This is a genomic window from Phaeovulum sp. (assembly GCF_047638075.1).
In the GTDB taxonomy this organism is placed as follows: Bacteria; Pseudomonadota; Alphaproteobacteria; order Rhodobacterales; family Rhodobacteraceae; genus UBA6197.
The window spans coordinates 15004-38587 of record NZ_JBLJBV010000042.1 but is presented as its reverse complement, the minus strand read 5'-3'; the positions used below and the strand labels follow the sequence as shown (position 1 = coordinate 38587).

Annotated in this window: 21 protein-coding genes; 13 read left to right on the top strand and 8 right to left on the bottom strand. The window is 58.9% G+C overall.

Annotated features, from left to right (window positions below; translation table 11 throughout):
- Position 1: 1 nt before the first annotated feature.
- Genes ACM62R_RS06565 through ACM62R_RS06555 form a run of 3 tightly spaced genes read right to left on the bottom strand, consistent with a single transcriptional unit; the run spans position 2 to position 3169 of the window.
- The gene (locus ACM62R_RS06565) at positions 2-895 is read right to left on the bottom strand and encodes an ABC transporter ATP-binding protein (RefSeq protein ID WP_415183254.1); all 894 of its coding nucleotides are present in this window, start codon (positions 893-895) and stop codon (positions 2-4) included.
- A gap of 1 nt (position 896) precedes the next feature.
- Complete coding sequence (gene livM / locus ACM62R_RS06560) at positions 897-2234, bottom strand: high-affinity branched-chain amino acid ABC transporter permease LivM (protein WP_415183253.1); 1338 nt, start codon at positions 2232-2234, stop codon at positions 897-899.
- Positions 2234-3169 (bottom strand): ABC transporter permease subunit, encoded by a 936-nt coding sequence (locus tag ACM62R_RS06555; protein WP_415183252.1) that lies wholly within the window; start codon positions 3167-3169, stop codon positions 2234-2236. Before ACM62R_RS06555 ends, livM begins: the two co-directional genes overlap by 1 nt.
- Positions 3170-3471: 302 nt before the next feature.
- On the opposite strand from ACM62R_RS06555, the gene ACM62R_RS06550 reads away from it, so the two are divergent.
- A complete protein-coding gene (locus tag ACM62R_RS06550; protein WP_415183251.1) occupies positions 3472-4224 on the top strand; it encodes a sulfite exporter TauE/SafE family protein in 753 nt (250 codons plus the stop codon).
- A 19-nt stretch (positions 4225-4243) separates the two neighbouring features.
- Here ACM62R_RS06550 and ACM62R_RS06545 read toward each other — a convergent pair whose 3' ends face one another.
- Positions 4244-5209, bottom strand: a complete 966-nt coding sequence (locus ACM62R_RS06545) for an arsenic resistance protein (RefSeq protein WP_415183250.1) — start codon at positions 5207-5209, stop codon at positions 4244-4246.
- Between the two features lie 630 nt (positions 5210-5839).
- Here ACM62R_RS06545 and ACM62R_RS06540 point away from each other — a divergent pair.
- Positions 5840-6763: a glycosyltransferase family 2 protein gene (locus tag ACM62R_RS06540; protein ID WP_415183249.1), complete on the top strand. Its 924-nt coding sequence runs from the start codon at positions 5840-5842 to the stop codon at positions 6761-6763.
- A gap of 25 nt (positions 6764-6788) precedes the next feature.
- Positions 6789-7727, top strand: a complete 939-nt coding sequence (locus ACM62R_RS06535; protein ID WP_415183248.1) for a glycosyltransferase family 2 protein — start codon at positions 6789-6791, stop codon at positions 7725-7727.
- A gap of 74 nt (positions 7728-7801) precedes the next feature.
- Here ACM62R_RS06535 and ACM62R_RS06530 read toward each other — a convergent pair whose 3' ends face one another.
- Positions 7802-8752, bottom strand: coding sequence for a helix-turn-helix domain-containing protein (locus ACM62R_RS06530; RefSeq protein ID WP_415183247.1), 951 nt, complete (start codon positions 8750-8752; stop codon positions 7802-7804).
- 344 nt (positions 8753-9096) lie between these two features.
- Here ACM62R_RS06530 and ACM62R_RS06525 point away from each other — a divergent pair, with 344 nt between their 5' ends.
- The 7 genes from ACM62R_RS06525 (at position 9097) to ACM62R_RS06495 (ending at position 17698) form a co-directional block, all read left to right on the top strand.
- The gene (locus ACM62R_RS06525) at positions 9097-10845 is read left to right on the top strand and encodes a hydantoinase B/oxoprolinase family protein (protein ID WP_415183246.1); all 1749 of its coding nucleotides are present in this window, start codon (positions 9097-9099) and stop codon (positions 10843-10845) included.
- A 115-nt stretch (positions 10846-10960) separates the two neighbouring features.
- Positions 10961-13096, top strand: a complete 2136-nt coding sequence (locus ACM62R_RS06520) for a hydantoinase/oxoprolinase family protein (RefSeq protein WP_415183245.1) — start codon at positions 10961-10963, stop codon at positions 13094-13096.
- A 1-nt stretch (position 13097) separates the two neighbouring features.
- Entirely contained in the window at positions 13098-13823 is a 726-nt protein-coding gene (locus ACM62R_RS06515) for an ABC transporter ATP-binding protein (protein WP_415183244.1), read from the top strand.
- On the top strand, positions 13823-14542 hold the full coding sequence (locus ACM62R_RS06510; RefSeq protein ID WP_415183243.1) for an ABC transporter ATP-binding protein: 720 nt from the start codon (positions 13823-13825) through the stop codon (positions 14540-14542). Before ACM62R_RS06515 ends, ACM62R_RS06510 begins: the two co-directional genes overlap by 1 nt.
- A complete protein-coding gene (locus tag ACM62R_RS06505) occupies positions 14539-15447 on the top strand; it encodes a branched-chain amino acid ABC transporter permease (protein ID WP_415183242.1) in 909 nt (302 codons plus the stop codon). Before ACM62R_RS06510 ends, ACM62R_RS06505 begins: the two co-directional genes overlap by 4 nt.
- A gap of 2 nt (positions 15448-15449) precedes the next feature.
- Positions 15450-16529 carry a branched-chain amino acid ABC transporter permease gene (locus tag ACM62R_RS06500; protein ID WP_415183241.1) on the top strand — a complete coding sequence of 360 codons (1080 nt, stop codon included), beginning with the start codon at positions 15450-15452 and terminating at the stop codon, positions 16527-16529.
- Positions 16526-17698 carry an ABC transporter substrate-binding protein gene (locus ACM62R_RS06495; protein ID WP_415183240.1) on the top strand — a complete coding sequence of 391 codons (1173 nt, stop codon included), beginning with the start codon at positions 16526-16528 and terminating at the stop codon, positions 17696-17698. Before ACM62R_RS06500 ends, ACM62R_RS06495 begins: the two co-directional genes overlap by 4 nt.
- 30 nt (positions 17699-17728) lie before the next feature.
- Here ACM62R_RS06495 and ACM62R_RS06490 read toward each other — a convergent pair whose 3' ends face one another.
- A complete protein-coding gene (locus tag ACM62R_RS06490; protein WP_415183239.1) occupies positions 17729-18271 on the bottom strand; it encodes a cupin domain-containing protein in 543 nt (180 codons plus the stop codon).
- Between the two features lie 181 nt (positions 18272-18452).
- Here ACM62R_RS06490 and gabT point away from each other — a divergent pair, with 181 nt between their 5' ends.
- The 3 genes from gabT (at position 18453) to ACM62R_RS06475 (ending at position 22097) form a co-directional block, all read left to right on the top strand.
- Entirely contained in the window at positions 18453-19748 is a 1296-nt protein-coding gene (gene gabT / locus ACM62R_RS06485; RefSeq protein WP_415183238.1) for a 4-aminobutyrate--2-oxoglutarate transaminase, read from the top strand.
- Positions 19749-20073: 325 nt separating this feature from the next.
- Positions 20074-21183, top strand: a complete 1110-nt coding sequence (buk, locus tag ACM62R_RS06480; RefSeq protein ID WP_415183237.1) for a butyrate kinase — start codon at positions 20074-20076, stop codon at positions 21181-21183.
- On the top strand, positions 21177-22097 hold the full coding sequence (locus ACM62R_RS06475; protein ID WP_415183236.1) for a phosphate acyltransferase: 921 nt from the start codon (positions 21177-21179) through the stop codon (positions 22095-22097). The genes buk and ACM62R_RS06475 overlap by 7 nt, the downstream gene beginning before the upstream one ends.
- A 109-nt stretch (positions 22098-22206) precedes the next feature.
- Here ACM62R_RS06475 and ACM62R_RS06470 read toward each other — a convergent pair whose 3' ends face one another.
- Positions 22207-23388, bottom strand: a complete 1182-nt coding sequence (locus ACM62R_RS06470; RefSeq protein ID WP_415183235.1) for a vWA domain-containing protein — start codon at positions 23386-23388, stop codon at positions 22207-22209.
- Between the two features lie 12 nt (positions 23389-23400).
- Positions 23401-23565 carry a hypothetical protein gene (locus tag ACM62R_RS06465; RefSeq protein WP_415183234.1) on the bottom strand — a complete coding sequence of 55 codons (165 nt, stop codon included), beginning with the start codon at positions 23563-23565 and terminating at the stop codon, positions 23401-23403.
- Between the last annotated feature and the right edge of the window lie 19 nt (positions 23566-23584).

The following is a 23584-nucleotide window of genomic DNA, read 5'->3' as shown; positions in this document are numbered from 1 at the left end:
CTCATGCCGGGGTTCCCCCGTGGTTGTTTTCGTTGGTGTTGGCCTTTTGCGAAATACCGATCGACTGTTCGACAGTTTCAACCTCTTCGTCTTCGACACCCAGATAGGCGGCGATAACCTTGGGGTCGCTTCGGATACCTTCGGGCGTGCTGTCCGCAATCTTCTTGCCATAGTCCAGCACGACGATGTGGTCGGAAATGCCCATCACCACGCTCATGTCGTGTTCGATCAGCAAGATGCCGACGCTGCGTTCCTGCCGGATATACAATAGCAGTTGGTTCAGTTCTTCGGATTCGCGCGGGTTAAGCCCGGCGGCGGGCTCATCCAGGCACAACAGTTTCGGGCCGGTGCACATGGCGCGCGCAATTTCCAACCGGCGCTGATCGCCGTAGGGCAGGTCGCCAGCCGCATCGTCGGCACGGGCGGTCAGCCCTGCCTTGTCCAGCCAGTATTTTGCCAGCTCTACGGCGTTGCGTTCGGCGCGCTTGAAACCGGCCAGCCCCAGGATCCCCCCAAAGGTAAAGCCAGAGGCGCGCATCAACGGATTGTGCTGCGCGACCATCAGGTTTTCCAGTGCTGTCATACCCCCGAAAAGCCGGATGTTTTGGAATGTGCGCGCAACCTTGGCCTCTCTCGGGATCTCAAAGTCGGCCAACCGTTCCAGCAGGAAGGTGTCTCCGTTTTCGTGATGCATTGTCACCCGGCCCACGGTCGGTTTGTAAAACCCGGTGATGCAGTTGAAAACCGTGGTTTTGCCCGCGCCATTGGGCCCGATCAGTGCAGTGATATCGCCGCGGTTTGCGCTGAACGACAGATTGTCTACGGCGGTCAACCCGCCAAATTGCATTGTCAGTCGTTCAACGCTTAGCAATACATCGGCATTTGTCTTGTTCATCTCAATGCCCCTCGCCCTGCGATACCAGATCGGAGGAAACCGATTTCTTTTTCTTCAGGAAGATTGATGGATCACGCCCTGAAACAAGCCCGCGTGGGCGCCAAATCATGATCAAGACCATTGCCAAGCCGAAAATAAGCATTCGGTACTGCTCCGCCTCGCGGAATACCTCGAACCCGCCGATCAATGCGATCGAGGCAATGACCACCCCCATTTGCGACCCCATCCCGCCCAGCACGACGATCGCGAGGATCAGGGCGGATTCGACGAAGGTAAAGCTTTCGGGCGAAATGAACCCCTGCCGGGTGGCAAAGAACGCCCCGGCAAAGCCCGCAAACATTGCGCCGGTGGCGAAGGCTGTCAATTTGACTGAGGTGGTGTTCAGGCCCAGCGATCGGCAGGCGATCTCGTCTTCACGCAACGCTTCCCAGGCGCGTCCGATGGGCAGGCGGCGCAAGCGCAGCGTGACGAAGTTGGTCAACAACGCCAGTGCGAGGATCAGGAAATACAGAAATATCATCCGGTGACCAGAAGAATAGGCCAGCCCGAAGGTATCGGCAAAGCCGCCTTCGCCGCGGCTGAAGGGAATCCCGAAAAAGCTGGGGCGCGGAATACCCGAAAGCCCGTCTGGCCCGCCGGTAAACCAGTACCAGTTCAGCAACACAATGCGGATGATTTCACCAAACGCCAGCGTCACGATTGCCAGATAATCACCGCGTAACCGCAGCACGGGAAAGCCCAGGATGATACCCCAGAATGCCGCCAGAATGCCCGCAAGCGGCAGGCAAATCCAGAAAGACAGCCCGAAATGCGCCGCCAGCAGCGCGTAGGAATAGGCCCCCACGGCGTAGAACGCGACATAACCCAGATCAAGCAACCCCGCGAGGCCGACCACGATGTTCAGCCCCCAACCCAGCATGATGTAGGTCAGCACCAGGATCGACAGATCCAGCAGGTAGCGGTCTGTGATCGGCAAGAATGGAAGCACCAACGCAAAGCCCAGCAACAGCGGCTTTGCAACTTTTTGAAGCTTTGGCAGCGTTGCAGACCAGCCTTTTGCCACACCTGCCGGCACAAAGCTGCGCGGCGCGGCACCGGGGGCCCGGCGCCACACCGTCAGATGCAGTACCAAACGCCCGATCACCGTTACCGCGACAATCATCAGCGCGTTGCCCCATTCGGGCACCAGCACAAGGCCACCTGGGGCGGTTTTGGTCTTCAAGCCGACCATTACCCCGAAAATGATCAGGCTTAGAACCGTCGTGATCAACAGATCCTGGGCCAGCCGCTGCACGGCCGATTTCGGGGCCGTGGGGGCGTTTACGGTAAAGGTGCTCATTAGACTTTCTCGACTTCTGGTTTGCCCAAGAGGCCCTGCGGCAGGAAGATCAGCACCAATGCCAGCATGGCAAACGCCGCGACATCCTTGTACTCGATCGAGAAATAGGCAGACCAGAAGGTCTCGATCAGCCCAATCACCATGCCGCCCAACATCGCACCGGGAAGCGATCCGATCCCGCCCAGAACGGCGGCGGTAAAGGCCTTGACCCCTGCGACGAAGCCGATGAAAAAGTCGATCACCCCGTAATAAAGAAGGAACATCAACCCCGCGACCGCCGCCAGTGCCGCCCCCATCACGAAGGTCAGCGAAATGGTCCGGTCAACGTTGATGCCTGACAGTGCGGCCATCTTGCGGTCCTGTTCACAGGCGCGTTGCGCCCGGCCCAAAGAGGTCTTGTCGATCAGCAGTTTGAACACCACCATCAGACCGAACGTCACGAGGATGATAAAGATCTGCATGTTCGAAATCTGCACCGCAAATTCGCCCTGCTCACTGGTGCGGCTCATGATGGTGTGGCTGCCGCTGATGATGGGTTGCAGTGGTTTTACCCTGGCACCCTGTGCGATCTGAACAAAGTTCTGCAGCACGATCGACATGCCGATGGCCGTGATCAGGGGGGCCAGCCGGAAAGACCCTCGAAGCGGGCGATAGGCGACCCTTTCAACCGTCCAGCCATAGACCGAAGACACGATCATCGAGATCACCAACACCAATATAAGGGCCAGAATTGTCAGCCCCAACCCGGTTGACGCGGTCAACCCCAGTGCGGTGATGATGATCAAGGCGACAAAGGCGCCAACCATGAAAATGTCACCATGGGCGAAGTTGATCATCCCCACGATACCGTAAACCAGTGTGTATCCGATGGCGATCAGGCCATAGATAGATCCCAGCGTGACGCCGTTGATCAATTGCTGAAGAAAGTATTCCATTATGTCCCCATGTTACTAGGCGGCGTGTCCTTGACGGATTCTTGCGCACCTGCCCTCCCCGGCATATGGATGCCATAAAAGCGGCAAAAGGGACTGCAACGCAACCCAATTTTAGAACTACGTCCCAAATTAGGGGGGATTGGCATGACGCTGGCCTGCGGGGCTAACAGGTTGCCCCTACGGCAATCTTCCGGGCACCAAGGGGGGTATGATGGTGTCTTGCACGGGGTGGTCATTCAGCGGCGGCTCGGCTAGGTCTGCGGCAAAACACCACGCTACCTTGCCAGTCAGGACCAGCGCAGATGACCGATTATATCTTGTTGTTCAGTGCGGCTTTTGGGGCCGGTATTTTGAACACGATTGCGGGGGGCGGCACTTTTTTGACGTTCCCGGCTTTGGTTGCGACCGGTATTCCGCCGGTGCTGGCCAATGCAACCAGTGCGGTTGCGGTATTCCCGGGCTATCTGGGCGGCGCCGTGGGCTTTCGCCGTGAATTGGCGGTGTTTGAGCGCAAACGACTGGTTCGGTTGGTTGTTTTGACGCTGCTTGGCGGTGCTATCGGGTCGGGCCTGTTGCTGGTGTCCTCGAACAAGGCCTTTTCGGTGGTGGTGCCGTTCCTGCTGTTGATTGCGACATTGGCCTTCATGTTCGGTGACAGGGTCCGGGCCTGGGCCGCCGCGCGCGCCGCCTCGGCTGCGCCGGAAGGGGCGGTGGGGCTGATCGCGGTCAGTATTTATGGCGGCTATTTCAATGGCGGCCTGGGGATCGTGTTGCTGGCGTTGTTCGCGATTTGGGGGATGACTGATCTTCACCGGATGAATGCGCTTAAAAACGCACTCAGCTTTGTATTGTCAGCAATTTCGGTGGCGATTTTTGCCGCAGCGGGGTTGGTGGCGTGGCCGCAGGCGTTGATAATGGCGCTGGCGGCGATGGCGGGGGGCTATGCGGGTGCGCCTCTGGCACGGGCGCTGCCAAGGCCCGTCGTGCGCGCGATCATTGCAATCATCGGCTTTGGGATGAGTGCGGTATTCTTTTGGCGCCTGATCGCTGGCTGATACTGCAAAGCGCGCGCCCTCAGCCCGGTTTTGGGCCAAAGAGACGATCGCCAAGTTTTACATACCATGCTGCTGACTGGACCTGGATGATATAGGCAATGGCGATCAACAGCGCAGCATCGGCGCTTGCCTCGCCAAAGACGTTCATCGCCAGCGCCAGCGCAATTGACAGGTTTCGCATGACTGTGCCGTAAACCAGGGCGATAGCATCGTCACGCGGTAGCAGCACCTTGGCAACAATGGTGCTGAAGGCGTAGTTGAAAACATAAAGCACCAATAACGGAACGATGATCGACAGCAGCATCTGGGGACGCGCCACCAGATCCGGACCTTTCAGCGCAATCGCCACAAAAACTATGCCCAAAACCCCCAGGGTGGACAGCGGCGGGAACCGTGGTGCCCAATTTTCCTGAAACCGCTTTTGCCCGTAAAGGGATAACAAAAGATAGCGGGTCGCCTGACCTGCCAGCATCGGCAAGAAAACAACCAGCACGATTTGCAGGAAAACAGCCCCGAGGTTCGCCGGAATTGTAGCCCCCATCAGCCATTGCACATAAAAAGGCGTGGCCAGCGACCCCAGGATCAACCCGATGACGGTCATCTTTATCGCGGCAGCAAGGTTGCCTCTGGCAAATCCGGTCCAGGCAATTGTCATGCCGCTGGTCGGCAATAGCGCGGCAAGCAACAGCCCCAGCGCAAAGGCCGGTTGGTCAGAAAACCACAGCCGCCCCAACGCATAGGCAACAAAAGGGACGACGGCAAAGTTGATGGTTTGAGCCAGCACCTGGGCCTTGGTATCGCCCCCCCTGAGCATTTGGCGCAGGTTGAGGTTGACCAGCATCGGATAAACCATCAGCAACGTCAGCGGCACAACCAGGGATTTCAACCAGCCAACCGGGGCGATCAGGCCATAGATCAGCCCGATCAACATGGTGACTGGAATTGCAAGGATCAGATTTCGGGTCAGCCCGGCCAGAATGCGCATGAAAAGCCCTCGGTTTCGGCACTCATATTTGAATAAACGAATGCGTGGTATTTGAAAACACCTGCTAGGGGGCCTTTTGTCGGCACCGAAAGGGGGGGGCGTGTGGTTGGAAATGCTGGCGGCATACCGTTTCCTGGGGTGTCCGCGCCTTTGACGAACTCCCGATAAGAGGTGACGATCCAGCACCGATCGCCTATCATTCAGGAAGGAAGGCGAATTTTCGGTACGGGAAACCTTGAATGAGACCTGAGGTGTCGGCGGATTTTCATAAAGCCCACAAGGCGCAAAACCCGCGTGCAGCAAGGGGGTGCGCGTATGTTCAAGGCAGGCTGACATCGCGAATTATCGGGCAGGGCGCGGCCAGAATGATGCGCAAACGCCTTGACCGTGCCGGACAGCCAAAGAAACCATCCCCTTGCCTGAAAATCGTCAAAAAGATGCCACAGGGCTTAAACCAACATCGGCAGGGATATGGCCTTTGCCCGCGGATGCTTAGGGCGATTTGTCGCAACAAACGGGCCATGATGCGGCCGACAGATTTCTTGAAAGATTATAAAAGCGCTTCCCGCTTTTCCCGACCACGGACCGGGACGCGCGATCATTTACCAAAACGGAGCTATTGACGTGAAAATGACAATTTCGCCCCCGCCTGTCAGCATCGGTGTGCCCGTTTACAACGGAGAAAACTATCTGTCCGAATGTCTTGAGTCCATTCTTGCCCAGAGCTTTGGGGATTTCAAAGTGGTGATCTCGGATAATGCGTCAACTGATGGCACCGCAGATATATGTGAAGCCTATCGACAGCGCGATAGCCGCATTCAGGTTATCCGCCACCCAATGAATATAGGTGCCGCAAAAAACTTTAATTTTCTATTCCAAACCACGACGGAAGAGTATTTCAAGTGGTGTGCGCATGACGATATCTTGGCACCTGACTATATGCAAAAAACCATGGCCCTGATGAAAGACAGGCCAGAGGCATCGCTTTGTCATAGTCAAACCGTGATATTCAACGACGCCAAAGAGGAGCTGGGGGTCTTTGCGCCCAATTTTCACATGCCCGCGAATGATCCGGTAGCCAGGTTGCGCGAAATCATCCTGCGCGGGCAGAGATGTTATGAGGTTTTTGGCATTTTTCGCCGCCGAATGCTTGAGAACACAGATCTGATTGGAAATTATCGCGGCGGAGATAATGTTTTGCTTTTCCGTCTTGCGTTGCTGGGCCCCTTCGCGATTGTCGATGAGCCGCTGTTTTATCTGCGTCGGCATGAGAAACAATCTACCATGTTGGTTCAGGACAGTCAGGCCTATCACCAGTGGTTCACCGGAGAGCGTGCGAAACTGACTTTTCCTGACTGGCGTTTCCTGCGTGAAACCTGGCGCGCGCCGGCTGGCCTGTCGCTTGGTTTTTCTGATCGGATGCGGTGCGCGTCCGTCTTGCTCGCGGAAACGTATCGCAGGCGTAGCCGCCTGAGGCAAAATTTGCGCGTCGCGGCTGAAACGCTGGTTTTCGGCAGCTCTGATCCGCAGCGCCGGCGCAGACTATTTGGATGATTTCTTAGGCTGAGGAGAAATTCGCATGGCTGACGCGCCTATTTTACCAATCAGTGTCGTTATTCCGACATATAATCGTGCCAGTTTGACCTGTGCCGCAATTGACAGCGTTCTTGGCCAGACCGCCCTGCCTGATGAAATTCTGATCGTGGACGACGGGTCGCAAGATGATACGCGCGACGTGCTGAAAGAACGCTACGGCGACCGGATCAATTACCTCTATCAGGAAAACCAGGGTGTCGCTGCTGCGCGAAATACAGGCATTCAGGCGGCCCGCTGCGAATTTGTGGCGTTTTTGGATAGCGATGACCGATGGCTGCCTAAAAAGCTCGAACTGCAATTCAACACGGCACAGGACCCGCGCATCGTTCTTAGCGCGACGAATTGGCAATGGGATGAGGGTGGTGTTGATTGTTTTACGCGTAACAAGATCCGGTCAGAGGTGCCATTCAAGATTTTAGAAGATCCTCTCCGCTATCTGATACGACCACAGGGGCACGGTATGCTGGTTCAAACCTGTTTGATCAGGCGTGATGCTTTGCTGGCCTTGGGCGGGTTTGATACACGACTGCGGATCACGGAGGATAATGATCTCATCTTTCGCCTTGCGGATCTGGGCAGGTTCGCGCTGTTGCCCGAAGTTTTGATGTCGCGTTGTTCTGATGGCGGTATTGCGCATCTGACCGACACACATGCGCCAAGCTGGAAGGCTGAAAACCTGGATAACATGATCGCGATACTTGATCGCTGCCTTGCATCGGCCTCTCGTGGCGGTGCGCGCTATCGCGCGCTGCGTCGGCGTCATGGCCAATTATTAGTTGCCCGGGCAAGGCTTTATGGGCGGCAGGGCGAAACCGCATCTGCCCGGGCGCTTTATCGTCAACGGTTGCGTCGACCGGATCTGTCAAAATCGACGGTTACCGCATTGGTTGGGTTGTTGGCGCCGGCTCTTTTGCCGCCTTAGGCGCGATCACCGGTTTGGCTCCGTAGTGCCTGCGCCCGACAGTCACGCAAGTATCAGATACCGCCGCGTCCCCCTTAATGGACTAAGCGGCGTTTTTGCCAATCTGTTGGCTTTTGCCCAAAAAGAGCCCTGAACAGACGCGAGAACTGGGCTTGATCTGAAAAACCGAAACGATAGGCAATTTCTGCCATCGACAGGGATTTATTGGTGCTGATCGTGTCTCGGGCGGCGATCAGGCGTTCTTCGCGGATGAATTGGGAAACGGTCTTGTTCGTGTCGCTGAACAGCTCATGCAGATACCGTTTGGAGATGCCGCAGGCGTTTGAAATGAGATCGGGCGATAGATCGGCGTTGGAGAGGTTTTGCCGAATGACCTGTTCCGCCCGGCGCAGATGGCCCGCGCGCACTGCTGTTTTGACACTGTCCTGTTCGCCAATGGTATCATCAAGGGCCAGCGCCAGCACCTCGATGATCTGCCGCCCCAGAACCGTTGCCGCATGGCCCTCGGTATCGGACAGCGCCTGAAGCTGTTGCATCATTACGGTGAACAGGCCGGGCAACCCGGATCTTGCATCAATGATCCGCGCGCAAAAGCGGTCAGGGTCGCGAATTTTTTCGGACAACGCTTTTTTGGGAATTTTCAGGACCGCCAGTTCATTGGATGCCGCGTAGGAAAAACGGTAGGGTTCGTCCCCTCGCTCCAGAATGAAGCCGCCGGGATCACAGCGCACCTCACGGCCGAGTTGCTTGAAATCAACCGGGCTGAGCCGTGGAACCGTGATCAGGTATTCTTCTTCGCAGGTCTGTGAAATGTGATTGGGCCTGCGTTCGTATTGCATCGGCTCGGTGACCAGCCGTGACAAGGAAACCTGGCCCATCTGGCGGCGCTCCAGCAGCCCCGAAAAGGTGGACTGGTTGCGAAACGTCAGTTGCAAAGGAAAATACGTCTCTGCGATTACCTGGCCCCAATGCTCAGACCGCTGAGCCGGTGTGATCTGGGCGGTGCTATGTGTGATGATCTGCATAAACTACGCCCCCTCCCCAAGAGCGGTCAGCATAGGTCTCCTCCCCAAGAGACGTTGAGGAATCGGTAGCAATGATCGTGGCGCGGTTCAAGAAAATTCATCCTTCAGGACGCGGTGTGCGCGGACTGACAAGGCTTTATGCGCGGATTTGCAAAACCACTGTGCCCTGTGCACGGATATGCAAATGATCCCGCCCTCGGGTTCAAGATTGGCCGCGCGTTTCGCGTCACTCTGATCTTATGAGGAGAAGCCGGAAAACGGCTCGGCGCTGCAGACAGGGTGGGGAGTTTTTGGCAGTCCTGTTTTGGGCCGAGGTCCGCTTTCCCTAAGGGAAAGACGAAATGATGACTAAACGCAATATTGACCCTATTACGCTTTCAGTGGTGCGGGGGGTGCTGGAAACCACGCAGCGCGAGATGACCTTGACGCTTGAGCAGACGGCGCGTTCGTCGGTGTTCAACCTCGCGCATGACTATTCAACCGCGCTGTTCAACCACACGCCGGAAATGATCTTGCAAGGGCAGGATATTCCGATCCACCTTGGAAGCCTGATCCCCGCGATGAAGGCGGTTGCCAATTTCTTTGAGGGCGAGATCCACGAAGGCGATCTGATCTTGCACAATGACCCGGCCTATGGCGGCAGCCATATCATTGACACCTGCATGTATATGCCGGTGTTTTATGAAGGAGAGCTGGTGTTCTGGACCGTCTGCAAGGGGCACCTGACCGATATCGGCGGCCCGGTTCCTGCCGGGTATAACCCGAATGCGACGGAAATCTTTGCCGAAGGCCTGCGCATCCCCCCGGTCAAGCTGTGGGACAAGGGTAAACCGCGTAACGATGTGCTGAACCTGTTGCTGACAAACATGCGTGCCCGCCGCGACCAGGAGGGGGATTTCAACGCGCTGATCGGGGCCTGCCAGGTGGGGGCGCGCAACCTGAAAAGGTTGATGGACAAATACGGCAAGGATGTCGTGCAAGACTGCATCGCTGAATTGCTGGACATGGCCGAGGCGCATATGCGCAAGTTGATCTCTGAGGTGCCCGATGGCACCTTTACCGGCACCGCGATCCTTGAGGATGCCGGCCACGGCTTTGGTGATTTTGAGATTACCGCCACCGTCACCATCAAAGGCGACGGCTGCCATATCGAAATCGCCAGCCCGCCGCAGATCCCTTATTTCATCAACAGTTACGAAGGCAACAGCCATTCAGGCGTTTATCTGGGCCTGATGATGTTCGCGCAATTGCCCCCCCCCTATAATGAGGGGTTGTATCGTTGCGTCTCTACCGACATGGGGCCCAAGGGCACGCTGTGCAATGCGAAATCGCCTGCACCGCACATGAACTGCACGACAACCCCGATGGAAACCTTGACCGATGCGGTTCGACTGGCCTTTGAACAGGCGGCACCGGCAAAGGTATGTGCCAGCTGGGGGCACGCCAACGGCTGCAACATCGCAGGTTGGGACAATCGCCATGACGAGGAATATGTGACGATGGTTCTGGCCTCGATCATCTCGGGCGCGGGGGCTACGTCAAGCCAGGATGGTTGGCATGCCTGTGGGCCGGAATGCTGCTTTGGCGCGCTGACCTCGGGCGATATCGAGATGTTGGAACATAGCTATCCAATCATCATCCATCGCTATTCGTTGATGGAAGATTCAGGCGGGGCAGGCAAAAACCGCGGTGGCTCGGGCACCTGCTGGGAGGTTGAACCTCTCGACACGCCGATGACCCTGATCACCTTTGGCGAAGGCCGCCGGATCCCCGCGATGGGGGCGGCAGGCGCAAAATCGACGATGATCGCGCCCAAGGTGGGGCGGCTGGAACTGACACGCGGCGGTGAAACCCAAATCATCACCGAGAACGTGATCGAAACGATCCAGCCCGGTGAACGTGCCGCCAACAAGAACCCCGGCGGTGGCGGCCATGGCAACCCGTTTGAACGCAACATCCAAAAAGTCGTTGATGATGTGCGCAACGGTCTTGTCAGTCTTGAGGGCGCAAAGCTCGATTATGGCGTCGTCATCACCGACCGCGACAGCCTGACAGTTGATCAAGGCGCGACAGCCCGGCTTCGCACAGCCTGACCGCCTTATCTTTTTCAAACATCCGCGGGGGGACAGCCTGTGGACGTGGGGGGCAGACAGCCCCCTGCCAGACCGCGCCTGCCCCGAACCCCGATCACCCGAAAGGACGTATCCCATGCAAAACCAGTATCGTCTTGGCATTGACGCCGGCGGCACCTTCACCGACTTTATCCTGGCAGATCGCAAGGGCGAAGTGCGCATCTTCAAGGCGCTTTCCACCCCCAACGATCCTACTGCGGCCATTCGCAACGGCTTGGCCCTGATCGAGGAAGAAACCGGTCTTTCCCCCGAACAGATCGTCTCCAATGCTGATCTTTGCATCAACGGCACCACCGTAGGGCTGAATGCGCTGATCACCCACAACGGTGCCAAGACCGGCCTGATTGCAACCAAAGGTCATGAAGACAGCATCGAAATTCGGCTTGGCCACAAGGAAGACGGCTATCGCTATGACCCGGAATATCCGCCGGCAACCATGCTTGCACCGCGGTATCTGCGGCGTGGCGTGTCTGAGCGTGTGCTGTCCACCGGCAAGGTTCACACCCCCCTGAATGAGGAAGACGTGCGTGACGCCTGCCGCCACTTTTTGCGCGAAGGGGTCGAGTCGGTCGCGATTTCGTTTGTCTGGTCCGTCCTGCATCCCGAACATGAACTGCGTGCAGGTGAGATCGTGCGAGAGATGATGCCAGATGTGCGCCTGACGGTCGGCAGTCAGCTTTACCCGCAGGTGCGCGAATATACCCGCACCTCTACCGCTATCGTAAACGCCTACCTCGCCCCGATCCTGCAACGCTATGTCGAAGCGGTTGATGCCTTTTTCCAATCTCTGGGTGCACGTCACCCGGTGCGGTATTTCCAGTCGAACGGTGGTTTGGCGCTGGGCAAGGTGGTGACGGATCAATCGGTTTACGCCATCAACTCTGGTCCTGCCTCGGCGCCGCAGGCCGCGTTGTGGCTGGGTGAACCGTGGGGGCTGAAGGACATCATCACCGTTGATATGGGGGGCACCTCATTTGATATCACGTTGACCCGCGACGGGCGCGCCAATGTATCAAAGAACATTGACTTCTTGCGCTACCGCATTGGTATTCCAATGATTCAGGTGGAAACGCTTGGCGCGGGCGGGGGCTCTATTGGCTGGATTGACAGCATGGGGCTGATGCAGATGGGCCCCCAATCCGCAGGCTCTGAGCCGGGGCCAGCCTCTTATAACCAGGGAGGTGAAAAGCCGACCACGACCGACGCGAACCTTGTTCTTGGGTATTTGAACGCGGATGGCCTTGTCGGTGGGCGCTTGCCGCTGAGCCTGGAAAAGGCCCACCAGGCAATCAAGACCCATTTGGCAGATCCTTTGGGGATCAGCGTGGAAACGGCCGCTTACGGCATGTTCACCATTGTGAACAACAACATGGTCAACGCCATTCGCCGCGTATCGGTTGAGCGTGGCTATGACCCGCGGGACTTTGTGTTGAACTGTGCCGGTGGCGCAACGGCGACGCATATCACAGCACTTGCGCGCGAAATGGGCATTCGCAAGGTGCTGATCTCAAAGCTGGCTTCGGGGCTCTGCGCCTTTGGTCAGATCATCTCGGATGTGAAATACAACTACATGGCCCCCGCACCCGTGCGTCTGGAAGGCGCCGCGTCTGCTGCGCATCTGAATGGGCTTTTCCATCAGCTTGAGGAACGCGGTACCGGCGATCTGACATCGGACGGCTTTACCGAGGACAAGATCAGCATCCGTCGCAGCCTTGATATGCGTTATGTCGGCCAGGTGCATGAGTGCACGGTAGACGTTGAACCGTTCGAAGTGACCGAGGCCGCGCTTGAGCAGTTGAAAGCTGCTTTCCATGCCCGCCACGAAGAGCTTTATACCTATTCCGAACCGAAAAGCGCGGTTGAGGTGGTCAATGTCGAAAGCGCTGTCACTGGTTTTGTCGATAAACCGGCACGCATGACGGTGGCGGCTGGAAGTGGCTCTCAGGCCGCGCTCAAGGGCACGCGCGAGCTGATCTTTTCCGCCTCGGGTATCGGGCAAGAAACGCCGATTTATGATGGCGCGCTTTTGGGGGCGGGGGATGTGATCTCTGGGCCTGCGGTCATCCAGGAGGTCACCACGACGATTGTGATCGAACCGGGTTGGGTGGCCGAACTTGATGCTTCTGGCGTCTACGTCGTGACCCTGGGCACAACAGCCAAGGCCGACGCGTCGGACAGCGGGCAAGCTGCCCGCCCCGTCGAGGTTGCCTGATATGGCGCTTGCGCTGGAAAGAGTGGGGGTCGCCTTTGGCGGCTTCCAGGCCCTGAGGGATGTGTCACTTGCGGTTGCGCCGGGGCAGGTGGTCGGGCTGATCGGCCCCAACGGGGCGGGCAAGACCACCTGCGTCAACACGTTGACCGGGTTTCAGCATCCAACCAGCGGGCGTGTGCTGCTGGAGGGGCGCTGCGTGTCGTCCCTTTCGGCGCATGGCATCCGCCGGGCGGGTGTTGCGCGTACCTTTCAGGCCGGGCGTCTTTTCAATGGTCTGGATGTGTTGGACAACCTGGCCTGCACCGGGGTTGGGCTGGGCCAGCGCCGCGCTGCAGCTGAACACGCGGCCAGCGATCTTCTGGGCTGGATGGGCATTGCCGATCTGGAAAGCCGGTCGGCGGCCGGCCTGCCCTATACCGACGAGCGGCGCGTGGCGATTGCCCGCGCGCTGATGGGGGCGCCGCACTATCTGCTGTTGGATGAACCGGCGGCAGGCATGTCAGAGCCCGAGGCCGCAGATCTTGCCCGCCTGATCCGGCGCATAGCCGAAGAGATGGGGATCGGCTGTTTGCTGATCGAACATAATGTCGGCCTGGTGCTTTCCGTTTGCGCCGATGTTGTCGTGCTGGATGGGGGGCAGGTGATCGAGCAGGGCGACCGTAGCGTCATTCTTGGCTCTCGCGCCGTGCGCGAAGCCTATCTTGGCGCCAATGTGGAGGAGGCATGATGTCCAAGATCGGTGTCTTTGATCTTGCGGTGCGCTACGGCAAATTGACCGCAATCGCCAACCTGTCCTTTCAGGTCGCAGAGGGCGAACGCGTGTTCATCTCGGGGCCGAACGGGGCGGGTAAATCGTCGCTTTTGCTGGCTATTGCGGGGGCGGTGCGTGCCGCCCATGGGCGGATCGAGATGGATGGCGAAATCCTGTCCGGGCTGGGGTCGGAAAGCGTTGCCCGACGTGGTCTGTCGATGGTGCCCGAGGGGCGGCGCATCTTTGCGGGTCTGACGGTCATGGAAAACCTGCTGGTCGGCACCGGCCTGCGCCGGGACCGCTCAGCGGTTGGAGAGGATCTGGAGATCGTTTTTGACGCCTTCCCGATCCTGCGTGAACGGGCCCGGGCCAATGCGGGTGCGCTATCGGGCGGTCAGCAACAGATGCTGGCAATTGCGCGTGCGCTGATGACCAACCCAAAGGTCATGCTGGTGGATGAGCCGTCGCTGGGCCTGGCGCCAAAGGTGGTGGATGATGTCTATGACCGCCTGTGCCATTTGCAACAGCTTCGCGGTCTTACGCTGATCATCGTCGAACAATCCTCGACGCGTGCGGCACGCGTGGGGGGGCGGATGCTGCTGATGCGCGCCGGGCGCATCGTTGCGGATGGCGATGCTGCAATGTTTGCCGCCGACAATCTTCTGACCGACGCCTATTTCGGAGATTCAGCATGAGCCTGCAACTACTGTTCGACTCCCTGTCTTTGGGGGGCATCTATGCAATTGCCGCGCTGGGGATTGCCTTGATCTTTGGCGTGATGAAACTGGTGAACTTTGCCCACGGGCAGTTCATCGCCTGCGCGGTTTTTGCGCTGATCGTGCCATCAACCGATGCAATGGCGATACTTGGCATTGGCCGATTGCCGGCGTTGATTCTTATCCCGGTCATTCTGGCCTTTGGGGCAGCACTTGCCGTGATTGCCGAGGCGCTCGTCTTTCGTCCGATGCGCAATGCCTCGCCGGTTGCGCTGATGGTTAGCAGCTTTGCCCTTGGCGTGGCGCTGCAAAACATTCTGCTGGTGCTATATGGGGGGCGGCCAAAGGCGGTCAGCCTGTGGGCCGAGCTTGGGCATCCAGTGCAGATCGGCCCGGCAGAGGTGCCTTTCTTGCAATTGATCGTCATTGCCGCCGTTGTCCTGATCTTTATCGGAATGGCGGCAATGCTGCGCTACACCCGGATCGGGCTGGAAATGCGCACCGCAGCCGAAGATTTCGAGATGGCGCGGATGCTGGGGGTGCGGGCCAACCGGGTGATTGCAGGTGCCTTTGCGCTTTCAGGGGGGCTTGCCGCAGTGGTGGCGCTGGTGCTGGTGGCGCAGACCGGGGTCGCGGATGTGCGCATGGGCGGGCAGATCATGCTGGTGGCGTTTATCGCCACGGTGGTCGGTGGCATGGGCAGCCTTTCGGGCGCAGTTGCGGCGGGGCTGGGGATCGGCGCTGTGTCGGCGTTTTTGCAAGCGTGGCTGCCTGATGATGCCCGACCCTTTCGCGATGCCTTCCTTTATGGCGGGGTCATCCTTGTTCTTCTTCTTCGTCCGCAGGGCCTGTTTGCCACTGCCGGCTCCAAGCCGAGGGTTTGATCATGGCTTCCCAACACGCGCTTCGCCGCCGGATGGCTGCTACGACGCCGGTTCTGTTGACACTGCTTCTTTTGGTTTTTGTGTTTGCCGCCACCCAACTGGGGGACCGGGCCGCCGCCCGGATGGCGTCAGAGACATTGATCCGTGTCACCATGGTCGTCGGCTTTTGGATATTTGTTGGAAACTCTGGCGTGGTCAGCTTTGGCCATGCCGCCTTTGCCTGTGTCGGGGCCTATGTCTCGGCCTGGCTCACCTTGAAACCCGCGATGAAAGCAACTCTTTTGCCGGGACTGCCGGATATGGTCGCGGCGGCCAATTGGCATGTTTTGCCGGCCGCGGTCGTGGCGGGCATCGTGGCCGCTATCCTTGCCCTGATTACCGGCGCGGCAATCTTGCGGCTTTCGGGCATTGCCGCCTCGATCGCCACCTTTGCCTTTCTGGCAATGATCAACACCATCTGGTCAAACTGGACGCCGGTCACCGGGGGCACATCTTCGGTGGTCGGCCTGGCGCGATATGTTACGCCGTGGGTTGCGATGGGGTGGGCCGTGGTGGCTATTTTGGTTGCCGCCGCCTACTCTGCCTCGGCCTCGGGGCTTGCACTGCGGGCCACGCGCGAGGATGAGGTTGCCGCCAGCGCCTCTGGCATTGGCCGTTATCGGCACCGGCTGCTGGCCTATACCATTTCCGCGTTTTTCACCGGTGTCGGCGGCGCGCTGATGGGGCATTACATCGGTGTCATCAATCCTGACGGATTTTACCTCAACCTGACCTTTTTGATGCTGGCGATGCTGGTTGTGGGGGGGGTCGGCTCTTTGTCCGGTGCCGTTGTCGGGGTCTTGGCCGTGTCGGTGGCTGTCGAGGCGCTGGTAAGAATGGAAAAGGGCATGGTCATCGGCACCACGTCCTTTGCGCTGCCCCCCGGTAGCCAGGAAATCATCATCGCCATTGCCATGATCCTTGTCTTGATCTTTCGCCCCACGGGCTTTTTGGCCGGGCGCGAATTCATGCTGCCCGCCCGATGGGTCTTTGGGCGGACCAGTCCAATGACTGACCCGATACCAACAGGAGAACCGAAATGAGATTTGCCTGCAAAGTTCTGGCATTGGTGCTATTGGCCGCACCAGCCTGCGCCGAAGATCTGACCGTGGGGTTCGCGATTGCGAAATCCGGCTGGATGGAGGCCTATGATACCCCCGCTGCCACCGCGGCCAAGATCCGCATTGATGAAATCAACGCCGCCGGTGGCCTGCTGGGGCGTCAGATCAAGGTGGTCGAGGCCGATACACGCACCGACCGCGCCGAAAGCGCCAAGGCGGGTCTTGATGTCCTGGATCAGGGCGCCGAGATGATGGTGGTTTCGTGCGATTATGATTTTGGCGCCCCGGCGGCCCTGGTGGCCGAAGGAGAGGGGATGATCAGTTTTTTCCTCTGTGCCGAGGACGTCAAGGCGGGCATCCAGGGGGTTGGTCCCAACAGCTTTTCTTCGTCGGTTCTGGCCCCGGTTCAAGGGGCCACGATGGCAGAATGGGCCCATGCCAAGCGCGACGCCCGCACCGCCTTTGTGCTGGAAGATACCTATATTGAATACAACAAGGGTATCTGCACCGGGTTTGAGTGGCTGTTTCCGCAGCTTGACGGCGCCAAGATCGTTGGCTCTGACACGTTCAAAAATGATGATGCTTCGATTGCCAGCCAGATCACCCGGATCAAATCGCTGGATGCGGAACCTGACGTGATCATGCTGTGTTCGGTTATGCCGGGTGCTGCTGGGGCTGTGCGCCAAATCCGTGCGGCAGGGATCAACTCTTTGATCCTGAATGGTTCGGCGGTGGATGGGTCCTATTGGCTGGATGCGACGCCGGGGCTTTCGGGTTTTGTTGTTCCTGTGCAGGGGTCGATCTATGGCGATGACCCGCGCCCCGAAGTGGAGGCCTTCAACGCCGCCTACGAGGCCAAGACCGGCGCCCGCCCGGCCAACCAATACGCCTATCCGGGCTATATCTTGATTGATCTGTGGGCCAAGGCCGTCGAGCGGGCCGGAACTGTTGACGGGGCTGCGGTTACTGCGGAACTGGAAGCGATGCGGGATGAACCAACGGCATTCGGGCCGCGCAGCTTTACCCCCATCCTGCACCACCAGGACACCGCACTGATGCAGATCATCGAAATCACCGATGGCAAACCCGCGCGGGTAGACGAATGGCGCATCTCGCAGCCGGTGCCGCTGGATGTGTTGATGGGTAAATAAGATCGGGCGCGGGCAAAGCCCCGCGTCTTGTCACAGATACGGCGGCGTGCAGGCGGAAACCACAATCGCCTCGCGGTCGCCAATATTACGAAAGCGGTGCGGCGACTGGGAATCGAAAAGATAGCTGTCGCCCGCTTTCAATACGCAAATCTCATCCCCTACCGTCACCTCAATTTCGCCCGCAATCACCACGCCCCCTTCATGCGAGACGTGTTCAAGCATCTGTTCGCCCGTGTCGGCGCCGGGTTCGTAGCGTTCATAAAGGATCTGTAGATTATGCGCCTTGGCGTCGCCTATCTGTTGCAAGGTGATCTTGCCGCGTGGATCATCGAGCGTAGAGTATAGCCGGGTGGTCAGATCGCGCAGTTCATGGGGTTTGAAAAACACTGATTGCGTGACCGGATCGTCGGGTTCAAAAAACTCGGACATGCTGACATTCAGCCCGCCCAGGATCTTGCGCAATGAGGCGACCGAGGGGCTTGAACGGTTCGTCTCGATCATCGAGATCTGACCGTGCGGCACGCCCGAGGCTTCGGCCAGCTGCCGTTGGGAAAAGCTTGCGGCTTGTCGCATCTGCCGAAGACGGTGACCTACGTCGAAATCCTGCATGGGGCCTTCCTGCCGTTTGCCCGTGTTTACGGCATGGCGCGCGAGCGCACAATACTTTGTCATAACGTGCGTCTTATTTGAATAGTTGTTGCTCAAGATATTGCGCGATGATACTTTGATCTCAGTTAAACCTCATGAGGCCGCCATGACCGAATCTGATCGTCTTTCTGCCCGTAAATCCGACGCCGTAGCCCGCGGTGTCGGAACCCGTGGTATCTATGCCGTCCGCGCTGAAAACGCCGAACTCTGGGATGCCGAAGGCCGGCGTTTCATTGATTTTGCGGCCGGTATTGCGGTGAACAATACAGGGCACCGTCACCCAAAGGTCATGAAAGCCGTCGCTGAGCAGGCACAGGCATTTACGCACACCTGTTTTCACGTCGCCCCTTACGAGGGCTATATTGCCCTGGCCGAACGGCTGAATGCCGCGACTCCGGGGGATTTTGCAAAGAAAACCATGCTTGTAACGACCGGCGCCGAGGCGGTTGAAAATGCGATCAAGATGGCGCGTGCCTTTACCGGGCGGTCTGGCGTGATTTCGTTTTCCGGGGCATTTCACGGGCGCACCCTTTTGGGGATGGCCCTGACCGGAAAAGTCGCACCCTACAAGAAGGGCTTTGGCGCCATGCCGCCCGAAGTTGTCCATGCCCCGTTTCCAAACGCCCTGCACGGTGTAACCGAGGCAGAGGCGCTGGCGCAGTTGGAACGGCTTTTTGCCTCGTCAGTAGACCCCGAACGCATCGCCGCGATGATCATTGAACCGGTTCAGGGCGAGGGCGGGTTCACCATTGCACCGTTCAACTTCTTGCGCGCGCTGCGTGAAATTTGTGATCGCTACGGTATCGTCTTGATCGCGGATGAGGTGCAGGCGGGTATGGCACGGACGGGCCGGATGTTTGGCTTTGAACATTCGGGCGTAGCGCCTGATCTGGTAACGATGGCCAAGGGGTTGGCCGGTGGTTTTCCGCTGTCGGCTGTGACCGGTCGCGCAGATATCGTCGATGCGCCGAACCCCGGCGGATTGGGGGGCACCTACGCGGGCAACCCGCTGGCGGTAGCGGCCGCCCATGCCGTTCTGGATGTGATCAAGGATGAGGCGCTGTGCGCGCGAGCCGACGAAATCGGAGAGGTGATCCGCGCACGCCTGACCCAGATCGCCGCACGTCAGGGGATGGAGTGCATCGGTGAGGTTCGCGGGCTTGGCGCCATGAACGCGCTGGAACTGGTCACGGACCGCGAAAGCAACGGACCCGATGCCGCGCTGACCGCCGCCATCGTGGCCGAAGCCGAGGCGCGCGGGCTGATCCTTTTGTCTTGCGGCACGCGCTACAACGTCATCCGTCTTTTGCCCCCGCTGACCATTCCCATGGAGCAGCTGCAAGAGGCGCTTGATATCATTGAGGTTTCGATTGAGGCGGCGGTAACGAAACAGGCCGCCTGACGATCTTTATCTCTACCTTGCAAGGACACCGGACCCTCTGCCCGCGCGGGCAGGGGGACAGGTCGACCACGGGGCGCCGTCGCCTATGGCAATAAGAAAGCCGCCCCTTGCGGGTCAATCGGCGTCGACACCGGGCGGTTATCTTGCCCAAAATCGCAACCCTCCGGGTCTGTGCCGGCTGACCCCCCCCCTCGTGAGCGGGGCGGATTTGCCTGTGCCTTTCACAGGTGCCAAGGCCAGATCACCGGGCGCGCGCGAACAGGGGTGCTACGCCGTCCGGGTTCTGCCTGAGCCTCAAGACGGCTATAGATTCAGAGGATAGGGTATGGGCAAGAAATTGATATTCACCATCAACCCCGGCACCACCACAACGCGCATCGGGCTTTTTGCGCCAGAAGGGGCTGATGTTCTGCCGGTGTTGGAGCAAACCATCGACCATGATGAGACCGTCATGGCCGGGTTCAAGACCATTGCCGAGCAACTCCCATTCCGGGCCAAGGCCCTACAGGCCTTTTTGAACGCGGTCCCCGGCGGTGTCAGCCTGGCCGCGGTTGCCGGGCGTGGGGGGATGTTGTCGCCAGTGCCGTCAGGGGTGATCGCGGTAAACGATGCGTTGGTGGATTTTGCACTGCACCGGCCTGTGCATCACCATGCCTCAAACCTCGGCGCGCCGCTGGCCCAGAGTATTGCACAAACCGCCGGCTGTCCGGCCTTCATCGTTGATCCGGTCTCTGTCGATGAGTTGCCGCCGGTTGCGCGCATTTCGGGCTGCCCCGAGATTTCGCGGTTCTCGTTTGTCCATGCGCTGAACATTCGCGCTTGCGGTCGGCGTCTGGCTGCGGATCTGGGCCGACCGTTCACGGCGCTGAATGCGGTGATTGCCCATATGGGGGCTGGTATTTCGGTTGCGGCCCTGAAAGGTGGCCGGATCGTTGAAAGCACCAACCGGATGGAAAACTCGCCATTTTCGCCAGAGCGGGCAGGGGGGCTGCCGCCAATGGCTCTTATCGACCTTTGCTATAGCGGTGCCTATGATCAGGCAACGCTAAAGCGCAAGCTTTACGGGCAGGGCGGTGTCTTTGCCTATCTTGGCACCAAAGACATGCGCCGCGTCGATGCGATGATTGCAGCCGGCGATGAAAAGGCCCGGCTGATCCGAGAGGCGATGATCTACCAGATCGGCAAGGCAATCGGGGCGATGGCCTCGGTGCTGGATTTTCGACCCGATGGGGTGATTTTGACCGGCGGCATGGCCCATTCCAAGCCGATAATCACCGCTTTGTCAAAGCAGGCGGCCGCTTTGGCGCCCGTGACCGTCTATCCGGGCAGTCATGAAAATGAGGCATTGGCGGCCGGCGCGGCAGCCGTGCTGGCCGGGTCTGAAACCGCCCGCGATTGGCCCGTTACCCCCAAAGTGGAGGCCCTGCCATGGTGATCCGTTCTTTTCACGATCTTGAGGCGGCGATGACAGATCGCCCGGGCCTGCGCCTGGCCGTAGCCGGCGCCGAGGACCCCTCTGTGCTGGAGGCAATCATCATCGCGGCCGGACAGGGGCTCGTGACCGAGGCGGTGCTGGTTGGGAACGCGCGATTGATCCGGGAATTGTTGCCACAGGAATGGCTTGAACGGTTTCGGATTGAGCATGCCGCAGACAATGCCGAGGCTGCAAAGCTGGCGGTATCGGTGGTGCGCGCGGGCGTGGCCGATGTTTTGGTCAAGGGGCAGGTCGATAGTGGCGCCTATTTGCGCGCGGTCGTGTCGCGCGATACCGGATTGCGCGCGTCGGATGTGCTTTCAAATGTCACACTTGCCGAGATGCCTTCGGTCCCGCGCCTGATCGGGGCCACGGATAACGGCATCATCCCCCTGCCCACGCAGGCGCAAAAACGCGCTATCATCAAGAATGCCGTGCCGCTTTTTCGAGGGCTTGGCATCACACCCCTGAAGGTTGCGGCAATCGCGGCCTCTGAAAAAATTTCGGCGTCGCAACCCGCTACGCTTGATGCCGCAGCCCTGTCCGATGACGCGCGGCAAGGCCGTTTGGAGGGGGTTCTTGTCGACGGCCCCTTTGGTTATGATGTGGCCCTGTCGGCGTCAGCCGCCGCCAGAAAGGGCCTTGGCGATTCACCCGTTGCGGGGCAGGCCGATTTAATTCTCTTTCCCTCAATCGAAGCCGGAAATGCGACGGTCAAGGCCTGGAAACTGCATGGCCAGGCGCGCACAGCCAGTATCGTTCTGGGGGCCAAGGTCCCGGTTCTTCTGAATTCACGCGCGGATGGGGTGGATCAGAGGTGGCTGGGGCTTTTGCTGGCGGCGGCGGTGTTGGCGGGGCAGGATACGCAGATCTGACCGTGTTCACCGGCCCAGTTGCCAGATGCCTTTTGCCATTGGGATCAGCCAAAAGAGCCGTCGCCCTATATAGCCCCGATCAGCAATTGGGATGACTGACAGGGGGTTTTCACCCCAGCACCTTCATCGCACGGGTAATACCCTCAAGCGTAAGCGGATACATCCGATCCTCAAAAACCTCTCGGATCATCTGCGTTGACTGGGTATAGCGCCAGTCACCTTCGGGGGTGGGGTTCAGCCAGACATGCGCAGGCCATTGCGCGCGCGCACGGTTCAGCCAGACGGCGCCTGCTTCGGCGTTCCAATGTTCGTTTGCGCCGCCGGGGTGTGACACCTCATAGGGGCTCATGGCGGCGTCGCCTACGAAGATGCATTTATAATCAGCGCCGTAGCGGTTCAGCACCTGCCATGTGGGGGTCGTCTCATCCCAGCGGCGGTGGTTGTTGCGCCAGACGGCCTCATAAAGGCAGTTGTGAAAGTAATAATGTTCAAGATGCTTGAATTCGGATTTCGCGGCTGAAAAGAGTTCCTCCACCAGCCGCACATGCGCGTCCATCGACCCGCCCACATCCAAAAACAGCACAACTTTGACCGCGTTGTGGCGTTCGGGGCGGGTGCGTATGTCGATATAGCCGGCCTCGGCGCTGGCGCGGATCGTGCCGGGCAGGTCCAGTTCTTCGTCGGCCCCGTGGCGGGCCCATTGCCGCAACCGTTTCAACGCGATCTTTATGTTGCGGGTGCCCAGTTCGATCGTATCGTCAAAGTCGCGGAATTCGCGCTTGTCCCAGACCTTGACGGCGCGTTGATGGCGGCTGCCATCTTGGCCGATGCGCACCCCTTCGGGGTTGTAGCCGAAGGCGCCAAAGGGGCTTGTCCCGGCGGTGCCGATCCATTTGTTGCCCCCCTGATGGCGACCCTTTTGTTCTGCCAAACGGTCGCGTAGCGCCTGCATCAGCGCATCAAACCCGCCCAATGCCTTGATTTCGGCGCGCTCAGCAGGCGTCAGCAGTTTTTCGGCCAGTTTCTCAAGCCAGCCCGACGGCAGGTCGACCGCATCCAGAACCGCCTCGGGGGGGATCGCTTCCAGACCCGCAAACGCAGCGGCAAAGGCGCGATCAAACCGGTCAAGGTGGCGTTCATCCTTTACCATCGCAGTGCGGGCAAAATAGTAGAAACCATCAATGTCGTAAGTGGTCAACCCGGCTGACAGCCCCTCAAGAAACGCCAGATATTCGCGCAGGGATACCGGTATGCCCCCCCGTCGCAAGGCTTCGAAAAAGGGCAAAAACATCCTGGCCCCCTGTTACATCATCCGGCCAATGATCAGCGTAGCGAAGAGCCCCATCAGGCCAAAGGCGATTGCATGCACCGCCGTATATTGCGCCAGATCAAAGCCATTGCCGCCGCGCATCCGGGCACGGCGAAAGCCGACAAGACCGCCAATCACTACGGCAAGAATAACGATCATCTACCTCTCCCGGCGTTTG

What these genes read in the sequence shown, in the direction of transcription:
- ACM62R_RS06565 (WP_415183254.1), bottom strand. Translation starts at nt 895, where the DNA reads ATGAACAAGACAAATGCCGATGTATTGCTAAGCGTTGAACGACTGACA.
- livM (WP_415183253.1), bottom strand. Translation starts at nt 2,234, where the DNA reads ATGAGCACCTTTACCGTAAACGCCCCCACGGCCCCGAAATCGGCCGTG.
- ACM62R_RS06555 (WP_415183252.1), bottom strand. Translation starts at nt 3,169, where the DNA reads ATGGAATACTTTCTTCAGCAATTGATCAACGGCGTCACGCTGGGATCT.
- ACM62R_RS06550 (WP_415183251.1), top strand. Translation starts at nt 3,472, where the DNA reads ATGACCGATTATATCTTGTTGTTCAGTGCGGCTTTTGGGGCCGGTATT.
- ACM62R_RS06545 (WP_415183250.1), bottom strand. Translation starts at nt 5,209, where the DNA reads ATGCGCATTCTGGCCGGGCTGACCCGAAATCTGATCCTTGCAATTCCA.
- ACM62R_RS06540 (WP_415183249.1), top strand. Translation starts at nt 5,840, where the DNA reads ATGACAATTTCGCCCCCGCCTGTCAGCATCGGTGTGCCCGTTTACAAC.
- ACM62R_RS06535 (WP_415183248.1), top strand. Translation starts at nt 6,789, where the DNA reads ATGGCTGACGCGCCTATTTTACCAATCAGTGTCGTTATTCCGACATAT.
- ACM62R_RS06530 (WP_415183247.1), bottom strand. Translation starts at nt 8,752, where the DNA reads ATGCAGATCATCACACATAGCACCGCCCAGATCACACCGGCTCAGCGG.
- ACM62R_RS06525 (WP_415183246.1), top strand. Translation starts at nt 9,097, where the DNA reads ATGACTAAACGCAATATTGACCCTATTACGCTTTCAGTGGTGCGGGGG.
- ACM62R_RS06520 (WP_415183245.1), top strand. Translation starts at nt 10,961, where the DNA reads ATGCAAAACCAGTATCGTCTTGGCATTGACGCCGGCGGCACCTTCACC.
- ACM62R_RS06515 (WP_415183244.1), top strand. Translation starts at nt 13,098, where the DNA reads ATGGCGCTTGCGCTGGAAAGAGTGGGGGTCGCCTTTGGCGGCTTCCAG.
- ACM62R_RS06510 (WP_415183243.1), top strand. Translation starts at nt 13,823, where the DNA reads ATGTCCAAGATCGGTGTCTTTGATCTTGCGGTGCGCTACGGCAAATTG.
- ACM62R_RS06505 (WP_415183242.1), top strand. Translation starts at nt 14,539, where the DNA reads ATGAGCCTGCAACTACTGTTCGACTCCCTGTCTTTGGGGGGCATCTAT.
- ACM62R_RS06500 (WP_415183241.1), top strand. Translation starts at nt 15,450, where the DNA reads ATGGCTTCCCAACACGCGCTTCGCCGCCGGATGGCTGCTACGACGCCG.
- ACM62R_RS06495 (WP_415183240.1), top strand. Translation starts at nt 16,526, where the DNA reads ATGAGATTTGCCTGCAAAGTTCTGGCATTGGTGCTATTGGCCGCACCA.
- ACM62R_RS06490 (WP_415183239.1), bottom strand. Translation starts at nt 18,271, where the DNA reads ATGCGACAAGCCGCAAGCTTTTCCCAACGGCAGCTGGCCGAAGCCTCG.
- gabT (WP_415183238.1), top strand. Translation starts at nt 18,453, where the DNA reads ATGACCGAATCTGATCGTCTTTCTGCCCGTAAATCCGACGCCGTAGCC.
- buk (WP_415183237.1), top strand. Translation starts at nt 20,074, where the DNA reads ATGGGCAAGAAATTGATATTCACCATCAACCCCGGCACCACCACAACG.
- ACM62R_RS06475 (WP_415183236.1), top strand. Translation starts at nt 21,177, where the DNA reads ATGGTGATCCGTTCTTTTCACGATCTTGAGGCGGCGATGACAGATCGC.
- ACM62R_RS06470 (WP_415183235.1), bottom strand. Translation starts at nt 23,388, where the DNA reads ATGTTTTTGCCCTTTTTCGAAGCCTTGCGACGGGGGGGCATACCGGTA.
- ACM62R_RS06465 (WP_415183234.1), bottom strand. Translation starts at nt 23,565, where the DNA reads ATGATCGTTATTCTTGCCGTAGTGATTGGCGGTCTTGTCGGCTTTCGC.